Origin of the sequence: Bacillus sp. FSL K6-2861 (genome assembly GCF_038630725.1) — a bacterium.
GTDB lineage: Bacteria > Bacillota > Bacilli > Bacillales > Bacillaceae > Bacillus > Bacillus velezensis.
Window position 1 is genome coordinate 3,397,236 of sequence record NZ_CP152037.1, and the last position, 15,765, is coordinate 3,413,000.

The following is a 15,765-nucleotide window of genomic DNA, read 5'->3' on the forward strand; positions in this document are numbered from 1 at the left end:
TTTCATCATATCATTATATGGATAAGATTTGGTACCTTTTTAGTGCGGAGGTCTTGCGGGGAAACAGAAAAGAAAAACGAGACCGGACATCTCTTCTCGTTTTTCTCACGTTGTCAGAGCGGAATATCCATCATTCCGCCGCTTTTGTCAGGAGCTTTCATTTATAAGATGAAGAATAAATTCCCAAAAACCCGGCACTTCCTGGCATAACAGCATGTCCGCTTTTTCAACTATTTTAATCTTCAATTCTTGTTCAAGGTCTTCTCTTTCCTGGTAAGATGTATTGCTCAGTTTTTTTTTTATCATTGGCGAAAAACGCGAAATCAAAAGTTCCATTTCGTCGGTATGTGTGTTCTCTTTGTTGAAGTCAAATGGCCCGTTCACTGCTTATTTTCCCCCTTTTTTTGCTTGTCCAGCTGCTTTCTGAGATTGTCGAGCCCTTTTTTATGAATATTGGAAATGTTCTGCCGTGATTCACCCAGCGACTCGGCAATCTCCTTCATCGTCGCTCCGTGAAGATAAATATTCGTCAGCACGCTTTTTTGTTTATCGGTTAACGTCTGAAGCGCTTCGTATAAATCACGGTTTTGGACATGCTGGCTCAAATCCCCCTGCTTCCGCAGAAACTCTTCATACGCGTCTTTTCCCATTTCATAGGGAAGCGCTTCACCTCCCTCCGGCTGATCCACCGTCAGCGGATAGCGCTTCTGATTTTTACGGATGCGCTTGTCAAAATCGATGGAGAAAATCCGGATCATAGAGTTCATATATTTGATGATCCGGATTTCCTTATAAAACTGTTTAAAATGGTCGTCCAGTGATTTTGCATCCTTCTCGTCTGAATGTTCCAGCACATTTTTAAATTTCTCGTAATGCTTTGGGTCACTTAAAAAATGTTTAACGATCGGATGTTTCATAATTTCCTCGCATTTTGACCGTAAAAGAACTTGATAGTCCATAAAACCGCCCCCTATTTAAATTAAATGAAAGAAAGCAAAAAAAAGTAAACTACTCCTTTCCGACTAAGATTCCGCACTCCTTATGTCCCGTATTTGCCGGAACAAAAAAAAAGACCCTCAACCGGGATATCAGGTTTACAGGAGCCGCTCTTTCTTTCACTTATATACATGACTGCAGGTCAAGTCAGGAGGTGGCTGATAATGGATCAGGTTTTTATAGAAGAAGCGGTCAGACAGATCGGCAATCTCGGCTTTCCGGCTCTGATTGCCATGTATCTTCTCACACGGTTTGAGAAGAAGTTTGACGCCCTGATCGAACTGATGACGGAACTGAAAGATCAGAAAATGAAAAATTAATTTTCACACGAAGTTGACTTTTCATCGGAACGCATCACTTAACAAAGCAGAAGGGAAAACGAAAGGCCTTTCACATTCTCTTTCTGAAAAAACAAAGCTTGAGAGGAGACGATTTACATGTCAAAAGAAAACAACTGCAATATCCCGCAGCCGATCAGAGGAGACAAAGGGGCGACCGTCACGATTCCGCGCAACCTTGAAAGAGACCGCCAAAATCCGGATATGCTGACGCCGCCGGAAACGGATCACGGCACAGTGGATAATATGAAATTCTCTTTCTCAGATGTGCACAACCGGCTGGAAAAGGGCGGATACGCGCGTGAGGTGACCGTTCGCGAGCTGCCGATTTCTGAGAATCTGGCATCTGTCAACATGCGTTTAAAACCGGGCGCCATCCGTGAGCTGCACTGGCATAAAGAAGCGGAATGGGCATATATGCTGACGGGCAAAGCGCGGGTCACGATTGTTGATGAACAGGGACGCAGTTTTATCGATGACGTGAAGGAAGGAGATCTGTGGTACTTCCCGTCAGGCCTGCCGCACTCCATTCAGGCGCTGAAAGAAGGCTGTGAATTCCTCTTGGTTTTTGATGACGGTTCTTTCTCAGAAAACAGCACATTCCAAGTGACTGACTGGCTTGCCCACACACCGCTTGATGTCATCGCCAACAACTTCGGGGTTTCAGAAAAAGACCTCGCCGGCCTGCCCGGGAAAGAAAAATATATCTTTGAAGAGCCGGTTCCCGGGAAGCTGAAAGATGACATTGTGGAAGGCTCGAACGGTGAAGTGCCTTATCCGTTCACTTACCGCCTGCTGGATGAAGGTCCGACTGCTGAGACGGATGGCGGCAAAGTATATATCGCGGATTCCACAAACTTCAAAGTGTCCAAAACGATCGCTTCAGCGCTTGTCGTGGTCGAACCGGGCGCAATGAGAGAGCTGCACTGGCATCCGAACACGCATGAATGGCAGTATTATATTTCCGGTAAAGGACGGATGACGGTTTTTGCATCGGACGGCCATGCGAGAACATTTAACTATCAGGCCGGGGATGTCGGTTACGTCCCGTTCGCAATGGGCCACTATGTGGAGAATTTGGGAGATGAGCCGCTCGTCTTCCTGGAAATCTTCAAGGATGACCACTATGCCGATGTGTCCCTGAACCAATGGCTTGCCATGCTTCCTGAGAAATTCGTCCAGCAGCATCTGGATCTGGGCAAAGACTTTACGGATATTCTTTCGAAAGAGAAACACCCTGTCGTCAAAAAGAAATGCTGAAGATACACACCGGCTTGCAGAGTTCCGTCTCTGCAAGTCTCCTCTGTGTGAAAAGGAGCTGAACAGATGATCAATCAAAACGGGACGAAAATGTTTTTTCTTCATGTGCTTCGGTATGCCCTGGCAGCCGCTGCCGTATTATTCGGGTATTTCATCGTGATGATGGCCGTATTTTCATTAGCCGGGACGAGCTACGGATCGATGGCGTACGTCCTGCTTTTTTCCGTGCTTTTTATTTTTCTCGGTTTATGTTTTGAACCGCTTGAGCGGCTGATGATACATAGCTTTACCTTTTTTGGGACGGGCAGGCTGCCTTTTCTCCTTTTAGCCAGCACCGTTCAGCTGCTGTTCCTCTGGATGACTGCGTATACGACGGATAAACTGATTGAAAAGATTTGGCTGTCAACGACGGAGGAGCTGATTGTGGCGGGGGTTTTTTTCGTTTTGGATAAATGCGTCTCCGGACAAAAGCAGCCCCGGGCGCAATAAAAAAACGCAGGCCGGAATGGGACTGACCCCATAATATGAGACAAACAAAAAACACCTTCAAGTTTGAAAACGGATCGTTGTTATCCGAAATTAGACTTGGAGGTGTTTTTCTATGAGGGCAAGAGTGAGTTATCCGGTTGAAGTCAAACAGAAGGCTGTAGAAATGAGATTGGCGGGCGTGCCTGTGAAGGAGATCATGCAGGAATTGAATATAAAGAATAAGACGCAGGTGCAGACATGGGTCAGGTGGTATAAAGCTGGGGACACACATCGATTCGAACAACCTGTCGGAAAGCAATATTCTTATGGAAAAGGTCCAGAGTATTCTTCCGAATTAGAGAAACTGCAGGCAGAAAATCGTTATCTGAGACAACAGAATGAAGTGTTAAAAAAGTACAACGAATTGGAAAGGAAGCTGATAGCGAAACGCCAGTCGAGCTTGTAGAAGCATTGCGCGGCACAATGACCATACAGGATATCTGTATTCATTTAGGTATCTCACGAGCATCTTATTATCGTTGGAAGAAGAATCTGATGAAAGATAACCCTAAATACCATTTAGAAAAACAAATCGGCACGTTGTGCCGAGAACACAAGTATCGATATGGCTATCGGAAAATCACAGCCATATTAAAAAAGGGAATGCGTATTAATCATAAAACGGTTCAGCGCATTATGAAGAAAAATCAGTGGCAATGCCGGGTTAAGGTGAAAAAGCGCAAGAAGAATGGGCAGCCATATGCCGTGGCCGAGAATATATTAGATCGGAACTTTCAGTCTGATCGCCCTCTGGAAAAGCTAGTAACGGATATCACATATTTGCCTTATGGGCAGAAACAATTGTATCTTTCCAGTATATTGGATTTATACAATGGAGAAGTGATTGCTTTTACGATTGGCGATAGACAGGACACAGATTTTGTCTTACACACACTTGATCAGCTGCCCGTACTGCCAGAGAACTGCGTGTTACATAGTGACCAAGGTTCTGTTTATACATCTTATGAGTATCAGAAAGCTGTTAAAACAAAAGGCATTACCATGAGCATGTCCCGCAAAGGGACACCCGCTGATAATGCCTCCATCGAATCGTTTCATTCCTCACTAAAGTCTGAAACGTTCTACCTCGACAGGTTGGAAAGCACTACGACGACCATCGTAGAGCAAACTGTCGAAACCTATATATACTATTATAACAACATTCGTATTCAAACGAAACTAAACAACCAGCCGCCGGTCACATACCGACAGCTGGCTGCTTAAAGGTGTTTTGATCCCTGTCTCAAAAACGGGGGTCAGTCCCGAATGGCTCTGCGTTTTTTTTTCATCATACCGTTGCGTTTTCATGCCGGATTAAATCGTAGGTTAAGCAGACCGGTTTGTTCGTGCGCGGATCTTTTACAATCTGTGCGTCAATTTGGAAAACGTCTTCCAATATGCCGGGAGTCATGACTTCCTCCGCCGTTCCTTCCTTGATGACGCGCCCTTTTTTCAGGGCGATCATGTAATGGGAAAAACGGGCGGCATGGTTCAGATCATGAATGACCATTAAAATGGTGCGGCCCTGCTCCTTGTTTAATTTGTCCAGCAGCTGCAAAATTTCAAGCTGATGGGCGAGATCTAAATAAGTGGTCGGCTCATCAAGAAGCAGCAGCTCCGTTTCTTGAGCGAGCGCCATGGCGATCCACACACGCTGCCGCTGCCCCCCGGAAAGCGCTTCGATCGGCCGGTCGTAAAATTCGGCCATCCCCGTCTCTTCCAGCGCCCATTTGATCATGTCACGGTCTTTATCACTCAAACGGCCCATTCCGGACTGATGCGGAAACCTGCCGTAAGAAACAAGTTCGTACACCGTCAGCCCGCTCGGCGCTTCAGGCGTCTGCGGAAGAATTGCCATTTCCTTGGCGATGTCCTTCGTGGATTTTTGCATGATCGCCTGTCCGTTTAAATAGACGGCGCCGGATTTCGGTTTCATGATTCTTGACATCGTTTTGAGAACCGTCGATTTTCCGCAGCCGTTCGGACCGATCAGCGTTGTAATTTTTCCTTTCGGGATGGCGATATCCAATTCTTTCGCTATCAAACGGTCGCCATAACCGACAGTAAGCTGTTCCGCCGATAATGAGTTCATCGCGGCAGTCTCCTTCCTCTATTTCGTTTTCATCAGCAAATATACAAAATACGGCGCTCCGAGCACGGAAATCACCAGGCCGACGGGAACTTCGGACGGTGCAAGCACATTTCTCGCCAGCGTATCGGCAAGCAGAAATAAAAATGCGCCGATTAAAGCCGAAACCGGGATAAGCGTCTGGTGGCGCGGTCCGGTAAGCCTTCTGGCCAAATGCGGCGCAATGAGTCCGAGAAAAGCGATTCCGCCGGCTGCCGCAACACATGACGCGGTCAGGGCAACGGCGCACATCAGCAGAACGCGCCGCTCCTTTTCAACCCGGGTGCCAAGCCCCGCCGCCAGCTGATCACCGAGCTGGAGCACATTTAAATACCTGGCTTTATAGAGGCTGAACGGTAAAAGAACCAGCAGCCACGGCAAAATGGACAGTACCATTTTCCAATTGGCGTTCCAAATCGAACCGGAAATCCATACAAGCGCCTGCATGAAATCCCGCGGGTCCATTTTCAGCTGAAAAATCAAGAGAAGCGCATTAAACCCCGCATTGACGCCGATCCCGACCAAAACGAGCCGGACAGGTGAAACGCCTTTTTTCCAAGCCAGCACATAGATGAGCAGCGCAGCCAGAAAAGCCCCCGCTAAAGCGCTCACCGGAAGCAGCCATGTACCGGCCATGCTTAAATCAGCAGCTGATCCTTGGAAAAAGAAGATAAACAAAACGACCGCCAAAGACGCCCCGGCGTTAATCCCGAGAATGCCCGGCTCCGCCAAGTCATTTTGAGACACGCTTTGAAAAATCGCGCCTGAAACCGCGATTCCGGCGCCGACCAGCAATGACAGCACCATGCGCGGCAGTCTGAATTCAAATAAAACGAGCTGATCCCGGGCATCCCCTTGTCCGAAAAAGACACGTAGCGTATCAAGAGGCGCAATCCGGATCACGCCCATGTTTAAGCTGATAAAAAAGACGATGCATATGAGCAAAAACGTAACGGCCATGACCGCCAGCGGTTTTTTCGATTTTACATTCATTACAGCCCTCTCCTTTCCCTGCGCGCCAAATAAAAGAAAAAGGGAACGCCGATAAGGGCGGTTAAAGCGCCGACCGGTGTTTCAAACGGCGCATTGACGAGTCTTGCGGCAATATCACTGAAGACTAACAGAACGGCGCCGAATACCGCCGAACAGGGAATGATCCACCTGTAATCTACCCCGACTAAAAATCGGGTGATATGCGGAATCACCAAGCCGATAAAAGAAATGGCTCCGGCGACTGAGACTGAAGCCCCCGTCAAGAGGACAACGACAAACATTCCGATTACTTTCACAAGCGATGTGTACTGCCCGAGCCCTTTGGCCAGCTCCTCACCCAAGCTCAGCACCGTCACTGAGCGCGCAATCAGAAATGCCAGCAAAAGTCCGATAACCCCGACCGCCAACAGCAGCTGCACGCCTTCCCATTTCACGGAAGCAACTCCTCCGGCATACCAGAACTTCACATCCTGGGCGACATCAAAACGGATCGCAATCGCGCTTGAAAGCCCCGTTAAGAAATAGCCGACTGCCGTACCGGCCAGCGCGAGCTTCACCGGTGTCAGACCGCCTTTTGAAAACAGGCCGATGCCAAACACAATAAGCGCTCCGATTCCCGCTCCCGCGAAGGACCACAAAACAAGTCCCGCCGCAGACAGGCCCGGAAAAAAAGCAAACGCCAATGCGATCGCAAATCCTGACCCCGACGTCACGCCCATAATGGAAGGCTCAGCAAGCGGGTTCCGCGTCAGCCCCTGCATAATCGCCCCGGACACAGCTAAAAAAGCCCCGACGAGCGCGGCGGCGGCAGTTCTCGGCAGCCTCAGATCGCGTATGATTTGATGAGATGTATTTTGCGGCTGAAAGTGAAAGAGAGCATCCCACACCGTCCGCAGATGAATATCGGCAGCTCCGATGGAAACAGACAGAGCCGCGCCGATCAATAAAACCGCAATCCCGGCACACAGCAGCACAGCCGCCCGGAATGAACGCGCCGTCCACTGGATTTCACTCCCTGATGCCCCTTGAGCCGTCATTGTCTGTTTCTTTTTCAATAGACCCAACACTCGTTCTTCCTTTCTCAAAACAAGAATGTTAATGATAATGATTATCAATGACTTGTTTCAGTATAGCACTTTTATCTTCTCTTTTAATAGACCTAATTTCATATAAAAAAAGAAAGTTTTTCTTAAAAAAGAGCGTGCTTCTCTATGAAAGCAGTGATATAATCACACTGATAATGATTCTCTTTATCACTAATTTTTATGAAAGAAGGAATGTCAAATGTTCCATACATACAAAAAAATCGGCGCAGCGCTGATTGCCATGCTGCTCATCGCCGCTTTGGCCGCATGCGGCAATTCTTCAGACACGAAAGGTTCTTCTGAAAAAGAAGAAACCATCACGTATAAAGCCGAAAACGGCAATATTAAAATTCCGAAGCACCCGAAACGGGTCGTCGTCATGGCTGACGGCTACTACGGCGACTTTAAACAGCTCGGCATCAATGTTGTCGGCGCGCCGCAAAACGTATTTAAAAACCCTTATTACAAAGGGAAAACAAAAGGAGTGACAAACATCGGCGACGGCACGTCCGTTGAAAAAATCATTGACTTAAAGCCGGATTTAATCGTGGTCTGGACGACACAAGGCGCCGATATTGAAAAACTGGAAAAAATCGCGCCGACCATCGCTATTAAATATGACAAGCTCAGCAACATTGATCAATTCAAAGAGTTTGCGAAAATGACAGGCACTGAAGATAAAGCAGACAAATGGCTGGCTGAATGGGATAAGAAAACCGCTGCCGCTAAAACAAAGGTTCAAAAAGCGGTCGGCTCAAAAACCATCTCCATCATGCAGACAAACGGAAAAGACATCTATGTATTCGGTAAAGACTTCGGCCGCGGCGGAAGCATCATTTATGACAAACTCGGGCTGAAGGCCACAAAACTGACGCAGGAAAAAGCCATTAATCAAGGGCCGGGCTACGCCAGCATTTCACTCGAGAAACTGCCTGACTTCGCGGGAGACTACATCTTTATGGGGCCATGGCAGGCCGGCGGTGACGACAAAGGCGTGCTTGACAGCTCAATCTGGAAGAACCTCGATGCCGTCAAACAAAACCATGTCTACCGCATTGATCCGATCGGCTTCTATTTCTCAGACCCGATCTCACTTGAAGGCCAGCTTGACTACATCACAAAAAGCTTAACGAAGTAACCCCGAAGCCGCTGTCACAGCGGCTTTTTATTACGCTTTACACTTGACCGTTTTTTCAGCGGACGCACTGACCATTTAACCGCATTCGAGACCATTCATTATATACATGCCGTCAAAAAGTAATCAGCTGCCGCAAACAAAAAAAGACATCTCACAGACGTGAGATGTCTTTTTGTCATACCGATTGTCTGTTGTTTGCAAATTTCTTTGAAACGAAAGGATATAACAGCAAACCGACGAAAAACAGCCCGATACCAAGAATAAAGGTCGTTAAATCGGCCGTTCCGGTAATAATGACATAAAAAGAATAAATGCAGGCAAGGATGGCGATGATACCGTCTCTTACTCTTGAACCCTTTATCTCGTCATACGTTTCACCCGTAAAAATGAGCTTCAGGCTGTAAAACGCTGAAACGAGATACGGAATCAGATAAGCGAGCGTCGCCGCCGTCGTTAAAAACGTAAACGCGTCACTGATCGTCCGGGAAATAACTGAAAAGATAAAGATCTGTGACATCACGTTCGTTACGATTAACGACACAACCGGGCTGCCCTGTTTATTCGTTTTTGCAAAAGCAGCGGGAAAGTCTCCTGATTTCGCCGCTTGATACGGAACTTCAGAGCCGAGAAGAATCCAGCCGAGCATCGTTCCGAACAGACACAAAATCGCCAGAATCGCCATGATGACGCTTCCCGCATTGCCGACGATCGCGTACAATACGTCAACAAACGGTTTTTCCGAGCCGACAAGCTTACCATGCGGAAGCACGCCCATCGTAATCAATGTCACGATGATATAGATGCCAAGCGCGATCAATAATCCGGTAATGGTGGCGCGTTTCACGTCACGCTGCGAACGGGCGCGCCCGGATAAAATGACTGCCGATTCAATTCCGACGAACGCCCATAATGTTGAAATCGCCGCATTGTGGATCTGTCCGCCGATTCCCTCAACCGTGTGAGGACCTGTTTGAACCGGAAAATAAAAATGATCGAAAAACGACGTTTGAAACACAAATAAACCTGCAATGATAAAGAAGATAAATCCTAATACTTTTGAAAACGTCGTGACAAAATTTAATTTACTCGCACCGTTAATGCTGGTGACGAGAATCGTGTGAGTGCCCCATAATAAAACCGTACATACGGCAAACGTCAGCAGCTGGCCGAGCGTAACCGCCTGACCGCCGATCGAAAACATTTCACGCTTATCCGTTAAAATCGGGAAAAATGATGTTAAATATCCGGCAAGGCTCGTGATGATCGCCACGTTGCTGATCCAGCTCGCCACCCAGTAGCCCCACACCATCGTGAAGCCCGCTGCATTCCCTTTTTTCCGATCGCTGAACAGCGCACGCGCATAGCTTTGCGGCCCCGCCGTCAGCTCAGGCTTGCGGATGGATAAGTGGCCGAAGACCAGCGCGATCATTAACACACCGGCTCCCGTTAAAAGCCATGCCGATGTGGCGCCGAACGGGCTCGCGATTTTTGCGAGCGTACTCGGAAGCGAAAAGATGCCCGAGCCTACCATATTTCCTACGACAAACGCCGTTAATAACCAAAAACCCCATTTTTTCGTCTGTTCCATTCCTGTACCTCCTGGTTGTTCATTCGTACGGACCAGACCCCGAGACCATATTTACACGCAAAAAAAGCCTGAACAAAAGTCCATGCTTAAAGAAACACACACCCTTGATCTCCGGATAGCCCTCCGCGAAAAAGCACGCGGCAGTCCTGCACTTATTCAGATACAGTCCCAGCATAAAGAAGGATCGGCTTTCTTTACACTTCGGCGCTGATGCCTTTAACACATGTTTTGCGGCCCCCTATCAGCCTGGCATGTGCGACTCATCATCAAGCGCAACCTCTACCTCACCGAGAAAGAGTGAGGATTTTTATCATTCAATTCTACTCAGAGGTTATCAGAGATAAAAAGATCTGTCAAAGGGAAAAATTAGATGGAAAACGGATAGAGCGTTCGCCCTACCCGTCTTATATGGTCAGCGGTTGTTTTTTTTCTTTTGAACAGCTTCTTGAAGTGGATCGTCTTTCAGAGCTGCACCGGCGTCTTCAAGCGCGCCTTGAATGACGTTTTTGTTTTTATCGCTGTTTTTTCCTTTTTCTTTGTTAAAGAAAGCCATCTGTATCACCTCTTTATCAAATATAGGTACACCTATAATGTGTCTTTTTCCGCGGCAGAATATGCGGAATCCGCGTCTCCTTCCTTTTGGCGGAACAGGTAAAGTTTGTTGATCAAACATGCATTCTCTTGATATATTTGTAATTCAGGGGATTTTGGCAAAAATAAAAAGGAGAAGCGAAAAATGACAGGAAAAACACACATCATGGGAGGCATCGCTTCTTGTTCCGCAATTGCGTATTATTACGGGTATGATCCGGTCCTTATGACCTCAGCGGGTGCCCTCGGGGCGCTGATTCCCGACATATGCCATACGAAAAGCAAAATCGGCAGAACGCTGCCCGTTCTGTCCAAAATCGTAAGCACGGTGTTCGGCCACAGAACGTTTACACACAGCCTGCTGTTTATGCTTATTATGTTTTTCATTACGGCAACCTATATTCCGAATCCGAGCATTTCCGCCGGACTGATGATCGGAATGGCGAGTCATCTTGTGCTTGACGCATGGACCGTCAACGGCATTAAACTGCTGTTTCCGTCCGCCATCCGCTTCCGTCTTCCCCTTTATATGAGAACGGGGAGTTTTTCGGAGCAGCTTGTGCTGGCCGGCTTAACGATTGTATCCTGCTATTATTTATACGAACTGGTTCACGGCCGCATCTCTTAAACAAAAAGCATCTTTCGCTTTTAGGGTGAGGAGTCATACATATGAAGAAAACCTTTTTCAGCAATCATCGGTTTTTATGCCTGTCCATCCTGTTCATGTGGATGAAAACCTATGCCGTTTATAAGCTCGGTTTTGATCTGCAGAACAATTCGGTTCTTGAGGAATGTCTGCTTCTCATTAATCCGCTGAGCTTCATTGTGCCGCTGTTCGGCATCGCCCTGCTGCTGACGGAAAAAAAACAGCGGATCTTTCTGCTTTCGGCAAATGTGATGCTGACGGGAATTTTAATCGCGAATACGGTGTTTTACGGGTTTTATATTGATTTTATCACCATACCGGTTTTGTTTCAGGCGAGCAATATGGGTGATATGGGAAGCAGCGTCCAAGAGCTGTTTCACCCGCTTTATATCGCTTTATTTTTGGATATTGCGGTTTTGTTTTATCTTGGTAAAAGGCATAAAGCTGGTAAAGGAAAAGCGGGCGCCCGTACCGTTAAAGCGTATGCGTGGGCATCAGCCGGCCTCATGCTGTGCAACCTTGCGCTGTCTGAGGCCGAGCAGCCGAAGCTGTTCAAGCACCCTTTTGATCGTGAAGCGCTCGTAAAAGGAATCGGCCTGTTCCACTTTCATTTGTATGACACCATTTCGCAGACGCTGAATGCAGGGGCTAAAGCGTTTGCCGACGAAGACAGCCTTGCGGCGGTCGCGAATTACACTCAAGCCGACTACAGCAGGCCGTCCGAATCAAAGTTTGGGCTCGCAAAGGGGCGCAATGTGATTTTTGTAACGCTCGAATCAACCCAGCGTTTTGTAATGGATGAGCGGGTCAACGGACGGGAGATTACCCCGTTTTTAAATAAACTGCGGAAAAAAAGTTATGACTTCACTCATTTTTATCAGCAGACTGAACAGGGAAAAACCTCAGATTCAGAATTCATTACTGCGAATTCGCTGTATCCGTCTTCAAGCGGCGCCGTTTTTTTCACAAAAAGCGGCCACCGGTTCAATACGATGTACCATATGTTAAAAGACCGTCAATACTATTCAGCCGTTCTGCATGCCAATCATAAGGCCTTTTGGAACCGGGATCAGATGTACGGGGCATTCGGAATCGACCGTTTTTTCGACGCGGATGAATTTAAGGTGACACAGGAAAATTCAACAGGCTGGGGCCTGAAGGACAAGGAATTTCTCGAACAGTCAGCGGAAAAATTAAAGAAGCTTCCGCAGCCGTTTTACGCGAGCCTGCTGACTTTGACCAACCATTTTCCTTTTGAAATTGATAAACAGGATCAGCTCATTGAGGAACCGGACACAAGCAGCGAGTTATTAAACCGCTATGTGACGACGGTCCGCTATGAAGATGAGGCCCTGAAACACTTTTTCAAGAAGCTGAAAAAAGAAGGACTGTATGACAACGCGATGATCGTCCTGATGGGAGATCATTACGGTATATCCGAAGCCCATAATCAAGGACTTGCCGAATTCTTAGGGAAAGAGGAAATCACTCCGTTTGATACGGTTCAGCTTCAGCGCGTGCCGTTTATCATTCATATTCCCGGGGTGACCGACCGTGCGCCGGAAACGATTGCTTCGGCCGCGGGACAGGTTGATGTAAGACCGACGCTGCTTCACCTGCTCGGCATTGAAACGAAAGGCAGCATTCAGTTCGGCAATGATCTGTTTTCCGGAGAGCGGACCCCGTTTGCGGTGCTGAGAAACGGCAGCTTTATCACGGATGATCATATTTATACGAAAAATACGTGTTACAGCCGTAAAACGGGTGAACCGCTTTCTGACATGAGCGCGTGCAGCGATGAGAAAGAAAAAGCGGAACAAGAGCTGATGCTTTCCGATAAAATATTAAACGGCGACCTGCTGCGGTTTTATAAGCAATAAAAAAATCCCTCCGTTATATGGAGGGATTTTTCATGTTTCATATATGAGCCGTCCGGTCATTTTCGTATCATATCCGGATAATTGAGAAAGCTGAGACTTGAATTCCTCAGAATTGAGAATGTCCTGCACGCTTTGAACAAGCTCCCGGTTTTGTTTTAAGACGACCACATCGTACTGCTCACTGATCACCGGGATAAAGTCCGTGCCCGCCATATGCGCCGCATGCTGCGACCCGACTCCGATATCCGCCTTTCCGCTTGATACTTGTGAAGCCGCTGACAGATGATCCGTGACAATGTCATGATAGCCGGCGACATCAGACGGCGTAATGCCGAAAGATCTGAGCTGTTCATCCAGCAGCACCCTCGCGCCTGATCCTTTTTCGCGATTGACGATACGGACATCCTTTCGGCTCAAATCCTGAAAGCCCTGAATGTTCAGCGGATTTCCCTTTTTCACATATAATCCGGCTTGCCGCAGCACGACATGAAAAAGCGCAAACGGCTCCCCTGAAAGAATGCGCTTCACATACGGGATGTTATACTGCCCCGTCTCCCCATCGTACAAATGCAGACTGACGATGTCACAAGCTCCGCGGTACATCTCGATCAGGCTGTTCAAACTGCCGCTGTACTTGCGGAGCGGAGCCGCCTGTATTGTTTGTTCCAGCTGTTTGCTGAGGAGGTCCATCGACACATCCTGCCCGCTGATGATAACGGACTGCCTTTTTTCCGGCTCCCGCCCGCGGGACGGGTCAGGCGCTTCTGCTGCGGATGGCTTTTTTGACATTCTCATGTTTGCTTTATATTGTTTTAAGTCCTCTTCATCGACCCTCATCTGTCTTCCGACCCTGTACGCCGGAATGAGTCCTTTTTTTATCAAATCATATACTGTCAGTTTGGAGACCTTCAAAAGGCCCGCAACTTCTTCTATTGTATAGGAAGTGGCTTCTGTCATATTATCACGCTCCGTTTTTATTATAACTGTTCAGATATTGAAAAAAAACCGCACCATCACGTACAATTGCGTTATAATTAGTTTGATCTAATGATATTTAGCTATAAGGGGTGCACAATGTTGAAAAAGAAAGCGACACTACTCACAACTGCGGCTATGGCCGTTTTCCTGGCAACTGCGGGCTGCTCATCCGGACAATCGTCCAAAGGCGGACAAAACGAAAAAGTCACGCTGACCGTTTCTGCGGCAGCCAGCGCTCAGGATGCACTTGAAGAAATCCAGACCAACTACGAAAAATCACATTCAAACGTAACCATTCAAGACAACTTCGGATCATCAGGCACATTGCAAAAACAAATTTCACAAGGCGCGGGAGCTGATTTATTCTTCTCGGCAGCCGAAGATAAATTCGAAAAGCTCGTTCATGACGGAGATATCGACAAAAAGGACACCACGGATCTTTTGAAAAATGATCTCGTCATGATCGTGCCTGAGAAAAACAGCGCACACCTGACACATCTGAATGACCTGAAAAAAGACAGCGCGGAAAAAATCGCGCTCGGCACGCCTGAATCCGTTCCGGCCGGACAATACGCCAAACAGTCATTGACGGCATTATCCCTGTGGGACAAGGTAAAAGATAAAGTCGTCTATGCAAAAGACGTTCGCCAGGTGCTTTCTTATGTTGAAACCGGAAATGTCGATGCCGGGCTTGTCTATAAAACAGACGCGCTGATTTCGAAAAAGGTGAAAATCACCGATGAAGCGCCGGCGAAAACGCACGATCCGATCGTTTATCCGCTCGGCATCGTCAAGGATACAAAGCACCGTAAAGAAGCAGAAGCGTTTTATCAGTATCTGCAGTCAGATGAAGCAATGAAAGTGTTTAAGAAATATGGATTTACTGCCAAGTAACATTACGGCTTCGGAATTTTTCACCCCAGTCGTATTGTCTTTTGAGGTGGCTTTGGCATCAGGCATCGCCGTCATCATTCTCGGGACGCTTGCCGGCGCCTGGATGGCGAAAGCGCAATTTCCCGGAAAAACGGCTGTGGAGACCCTGTTTATGCTCCCGCTTGTTCTTCCGCCTACCGTTGTCGGCTTCATTCTCATTATTATTTTCGGGAAACACAGCTTTATCGGCCGGGCGATTGAGCGGATTTTTCACCAGCCCGTCATTTTCACGTGGTCGGCCGCGGTGATCGCTTCGGCCATTGTTGCCTTCCCGCTTATGTATCAGTCCGCTAAAACGGGCTTCGCCGCGGTTGATGCTGACATCGAGGGAGCGGCGAAAGTAGACGGAGCCGGCAGGTGGCAGGTGTTCACCCGTATTTCCGTCCCGCTTGCCTTTCCCTCCCTCTTGACCGGAAGCATTCTCAGTATTGCACGTGCGCTAGGTGAATTCGGGGCGACTTTAATGTTTGCGGGAAATATTCCCGGTGTCACCCAAACGCTGCCGACAGCGATTTACGTCGCGATGGACTCCGGCAATGAAACACTCGCCTGGGTGTGGGTGATCTGTATTGTAATCATTTCTTTCCTGATGCTGTTTTTCATCCAATTGAAAAAACCCGCTTGACCGATCCGCCTTCCGCGCACCTTTCGCCGGGAGGCTTTTTGATTTAAAATCGGATGGT

17 protein-coding genes, 1 pseudogene and 1 riboswitch are annotated in these 15,765 nt (G+C 47.7%); of the genes and pseudogenes, 10 read left to right on the forward strand and 8 right to left on the reverse strand.

Going from position 1 to position 15,765, the window contains the following annotated elements:
• Positions 1-147 precede the first annotated feature (147 nt).
• A complete protein-coding gene (rsoA, locus tag NYE62_RS16940) occupies positions 148-384 on the reverse strand; it encodes a sigma-O factor regulator RsoA (protein ID WP_061047091.1) in 237 nt (78 codons plus the stop codon).
• Entirely contained in the window at positions 381-917 is a 537-nt protein-coding gene (locus tag NYE62_RS16945) for a sigma-70 family RNA polymerase sigma factor (RefSeq protein WP_087920805.1), read from the reverse strand. Before NYE62_RS16945 ends, rsoA begins: the two co-directional genes overlap by 4 nt.
• 243 nt (positions 918-1,160) lie before the next feature.
• On the opposite strand from NYE62_RS16945, the gene NYE62_RS16950 reads away from it, so the two are divergent.
• From NYE62_RS16950 to NYE62_RS16965, 4 genes are all read left to right on the forward strand, one after another.
• On the forward strand, positions 1,161-1,316 hold the full coding sequence (locus NYE62_RS16950; protein WP_012118419.1) for a YvrJ family protein: 156 nt from the start codon (positions 1,161-1,163) through the stop codon (positions 1,314-1,316).
• A 117-nt stretch (positions 1,317-1,433) separates the two neighbouring features.
• Positions 1,434-2,594, forward strand: a complete 1,161-nt coding sequence (locus NYE62_RS16955) for an oxalate decarboxylase family bicupin (protein WP_342497069.1) — start codon at positions 1,434-1,436, stop codon at positions 2,592-2,594.
• A 66-nt stretch (positions 2,595-2,660) separates the two neighbouring features.
• A complete protein-coding gene (locus tag NYE62_RS16960; RefSeq protein ID WP_031378358.1) occupies positions 2,661-3,083 on the forward strand; it encodes a YrvL family regulatory protein in 423 nt (140 codons plus the stop codon).
• A 112-nt stretch (positions 3,084-3,195) separates the two neighbouring features.
• Positions 3,196-4,346 (forward strand): IS3 family transposase gene (locus NYE62_RS16965; protein WP_342497024.1). Its coding sequence is split into 2 segments (ribosomal slippage): positions 3,196-3,469 and positions 3,469-4,346, totalling 1,152 coding nucleotides; the frame shifts between segments, so codons are not numbered across the junction.
• A 64-nt stretch (positions 4,347-4,410) separates the two neighbouring features.
• Here NYE62_RS16965 and NYE62_RS16970 read toward each other — a convergent pair.
• From NYE62_RS16970 to NYE62_RS16980, 3 genes are read right to left on the reverse strand one after another with little or no spacing between them, the layout of a single operon-like run.
• The gene (locus NYE62_RS16970; RefSeq protein ID WP_007613715.1) at positions 4,411-5,214 is read right to left on the reverse strand and encodes an ABC transporter ATP-binding protein; all 804 of its coding nucleotides are present in this window, start codon (positions 5,212-5,214) and stop codon (positions 4,411-4,413) included.
• A gap of 18 nt (positions 5,215-5,232) precedes the next feature.
• A complete protein-coding gene (locus NYE62_RS16975; RefSeq protein ID WP_007410040.1) occupies positions 5,233-6,243 on the reverse strand; it encodes an iron ABC transporter permease in 1,011 nt (336 codons plus the stop codon).
• Complete coding sequence (locus NYE62_RS16980) at positions 6,243-7,280, reverse strand: iron ABC transporter permease (RefSeq protein ID WP_029973587.1); 1,038 nt, start codon at positions 7,278-7,280, stop codon at positions 6,243-6,245. The genes NYE62_RS16975 and NYE62_RS16980 overlap by 1 nt, the downstream gene beginning before the upstream one ends.
• A gap of 247 nt (positions 7,281-7,527) precedes the next feature.
• Between NYE62_RS16980 and NYE62_RS16985 the strand changes: the two genes are divergently transcribed.
• On the forward strand, positions 7,528-8,466 hold the full coding sequence (locus NYE62_RS16985) for an iron-hydroxamate ABC transporter substrate-binding protein (protein ID WP_012118425.1): 939 nt from the start codon (positions 7,528-7,530) through the stop codon (positions 8,464-8,466).
• 45 nt (positions 8,467-8,511) lie between these two features.
• A pseudogene (locus NYE62_RS16990) lies at positions 8,512-8,589 on the forward strand (SAM-dependent methyltransferase); the annotation flags it as partial.
• Between the two features lie 52 nt (positions 8,590-8,641).
• Here the strand turns inward: NYE62_RS16990 and NYE62_RS16995 are convergent.
• The gene (locus NYE62_RS16995) at positions 8,642-10,054 is read right to left on the reverse strand and encodes an amino acid permease (protein WP_007410036.1); all 1,413 of its coding nucleotides are present in this window, start codon (positions 10,052-10,054) and stop codon (positions 8,642-8,644) included.
• A gap of 108 nt (positions 10,055-10,162) precedes the next feature.
• Positions 10,163-10,344, reverse strand: a riboswitch (Lysine riboswitch).
• A 122-nt stretch (positions 10,345-10,466) separates the two neighbouring features.
• Positions 10,467-10,607: a small acid-soluble spore protein SspJ gene (gene sspJ, locus NYE62_RS17000; RefSeq protein ID WP_007410034.1), complete on the reverse strand. Its 141-nt coding sequence runs from the start codon at positions 10,605-10,607 to the stop codon at positions 10,467-10,469.
• 183 nt (positions 10,608-10,790) lie between these two features.
• Between sspJ and NYE62_RS17005 the strand changes: the two genes are divergently transcribed.
• Together NYE62_RS17005 and NYE62_RS17010 are read left to right on the forward strand one after the other, a co-directional pair.
• A complete protein-coding gene (locus tag NYE62_RS17005; protein WP_003151759.1) occupies positions 10,791-11,273 on the forward strand; it encodes a metal-dependent hydrolase in 483 nt (160 codons plus the stop codon).
• A 41-nt stretch (positions 11,274-11,314) separates the two neighbouring features.
• Positions 11,315-13,171 carry an LTA synthase family protein gene (locus NYE62_RS17010; protein WP_342497070.1) on the forward strand — a complete coding sequence of 619 codons (1,857 nt, stop codon included), beginning with the start codon at positions 11,315-11,317 and terminating at the stop codon, positions 13,169-13,171.
• A 30-nt stretch (positions 13,172-13,201) separates the two neighbouring features.
• Here NYE62_RS17010 and NYE62_RS17015 read toward each other — a convergent pair whose 3' ends face one another.
• Positions 13,202-14,128 carry a substrate-binding domain-containing protein gene (locus tag NYE62_RS17015; RefSeq protein WP_043020702.1) on the reverse strand — a complete coding sequence of 309 codons (927 nt, stop codon included), beginning with the start codon at positions 14,126-14,128 and terminating at the stop codon, positions 13,202-13,204.
• A gap of 117 nt (positions 14,129-14,245) precedes the next feature.
• Between NYE62_RS17015 and modA the strand changes: the two genes are divergently transcribed.
• Together modA and modB are read left to right on the forward strand one after the other, a co-directional pair.
• A complete protein-coding gene (gene modA, locus NYE62_RS17020; RefSeq protein ID WP_342497071.1) occupies positions 14,246-15,043 on the forward strand; it encodes a molybdate ABC transporter substrate-binding protein in 798 nt (265 codons plus the stop codon).
• The gene (gene modB / locus NYE62_RS17025) at positions 15,024-15,707 is read left to right on the forward strand and encodes a molybdate ABC transporter permease subunit (protein WP_039253873.1); all 684 of its coding nucleotides are present in this window, start codon (positions 15,024-15,026) and stop codon (positions 15,705-15,707) included. Before modA ends, modB begins: the two co-directional genes overlap by 20 nt.
• Positions 15,708-15,765 lie beyond the last annotated feature (58 nt).

Bases quoted from the DNA above. Each gene is read 5' to 3' on its own strand.
- NYE62_RS16995 (WP_007410036.1), bottom strand. From the start codon at position 10,054: ATGGAACAGACGAAAAAATGGGGTTTTTGGTTATTAACGGCGTTTGTC.
- NYE62_RS16945 (WP_087920805.1), bottom strand. From the start codon at position 917: ATGAAACATCCGATCGTTAAACATTTTTTAAGTGACCCAAAGCATTAC.
- NYE62_RS16955 (WP_342497069.1), top strand. From the start codon at position 1,434: ATGTCAAAAGAAAACAACTGCAATATCCCGCAGCCGATCAGAGGAGAC.
- modA (WP_342497071.1), top strand. From the start codon at position 14,246: ATGTTGAAAAAGAAAGCGACACTACTCACAACTGCGGCTATGGCCGTT.
- sspJ (WP_007410034.1), bottom strand. From the start codon at position 10,607: ATGGCTTTCTTTAACAAAGAAAAAGGAAAAAACAGCGATAAAAACAAA.
- NYE62_RS16975 (WP_007410040.1), bottom strand. From the start codon at position 6,243: ATGAATGTAAAATCGAAAAAACCGCTGGCGGTCATGGCCGTTACGTTT.
- NYE62_RS16950 (WP_012118419.1), top strand. From the start codon at position 1,161: ATGGATCAGGTTTTTATAGAAGAAGCGGTCAGACAGATCGGCAATCTC.
- NYE62_RS16960 (WP_031378358.1), top strand. From the start codon at position 2,661: ATGATCAATCAAAACGGGACGAAAATGTTTTTTCTTCATGTGCTTCGG.
- NYE62_RS16970 (WP_007613715.1), bottom strand. From the start codon at position 5,214: ATGAACTCATTATCGGCGGAACAGCTTACTGTCGGTTATGGCGACCGT.
- NYE62_RS17005 (WP_003151759.1), top strand. From the start codon at position 10,791: ATGACAGGAAAAACACACATCATGGGAGGCATCGCTTCTTGTTCCGCA.
- modB (WP_039253873.1), top strand. From the start codon at position 15,024: ATGGATTTACTGCCAAGTAACATTACGGCTTCGGAATTTTTCACCCCA.
- NYE62_RS16980 (WP_029973587.1), bottom strand. From the start codon at position 7,280: ATGACGGCTCAAGGGGCATCAGGGAGTGAAATCCAGTGGACGGCGCGT.
- NYE62_RS16985 (WP_012118425.1), top strand. From the start codon at position 7,528: ATGTTCCATACATACAAAAAAATCGGCGCAGCGCTGATTGCCATGCTG.
- NYE62_RS17015 (WP_043020702.1), bottom strand. From the start codon at position 14,128: ATGACAGAAGCCACTTCCTATACAATAGAAGAAGTTGCGGGCCTTTTG.
- NYE62_RS17010 (WP_342497070.1), top strand. From the start codon at position 11,315: ATGAAGAAAACCTTTTTCAGCAATCATCGGTTTTTATGCCTGTCCATC.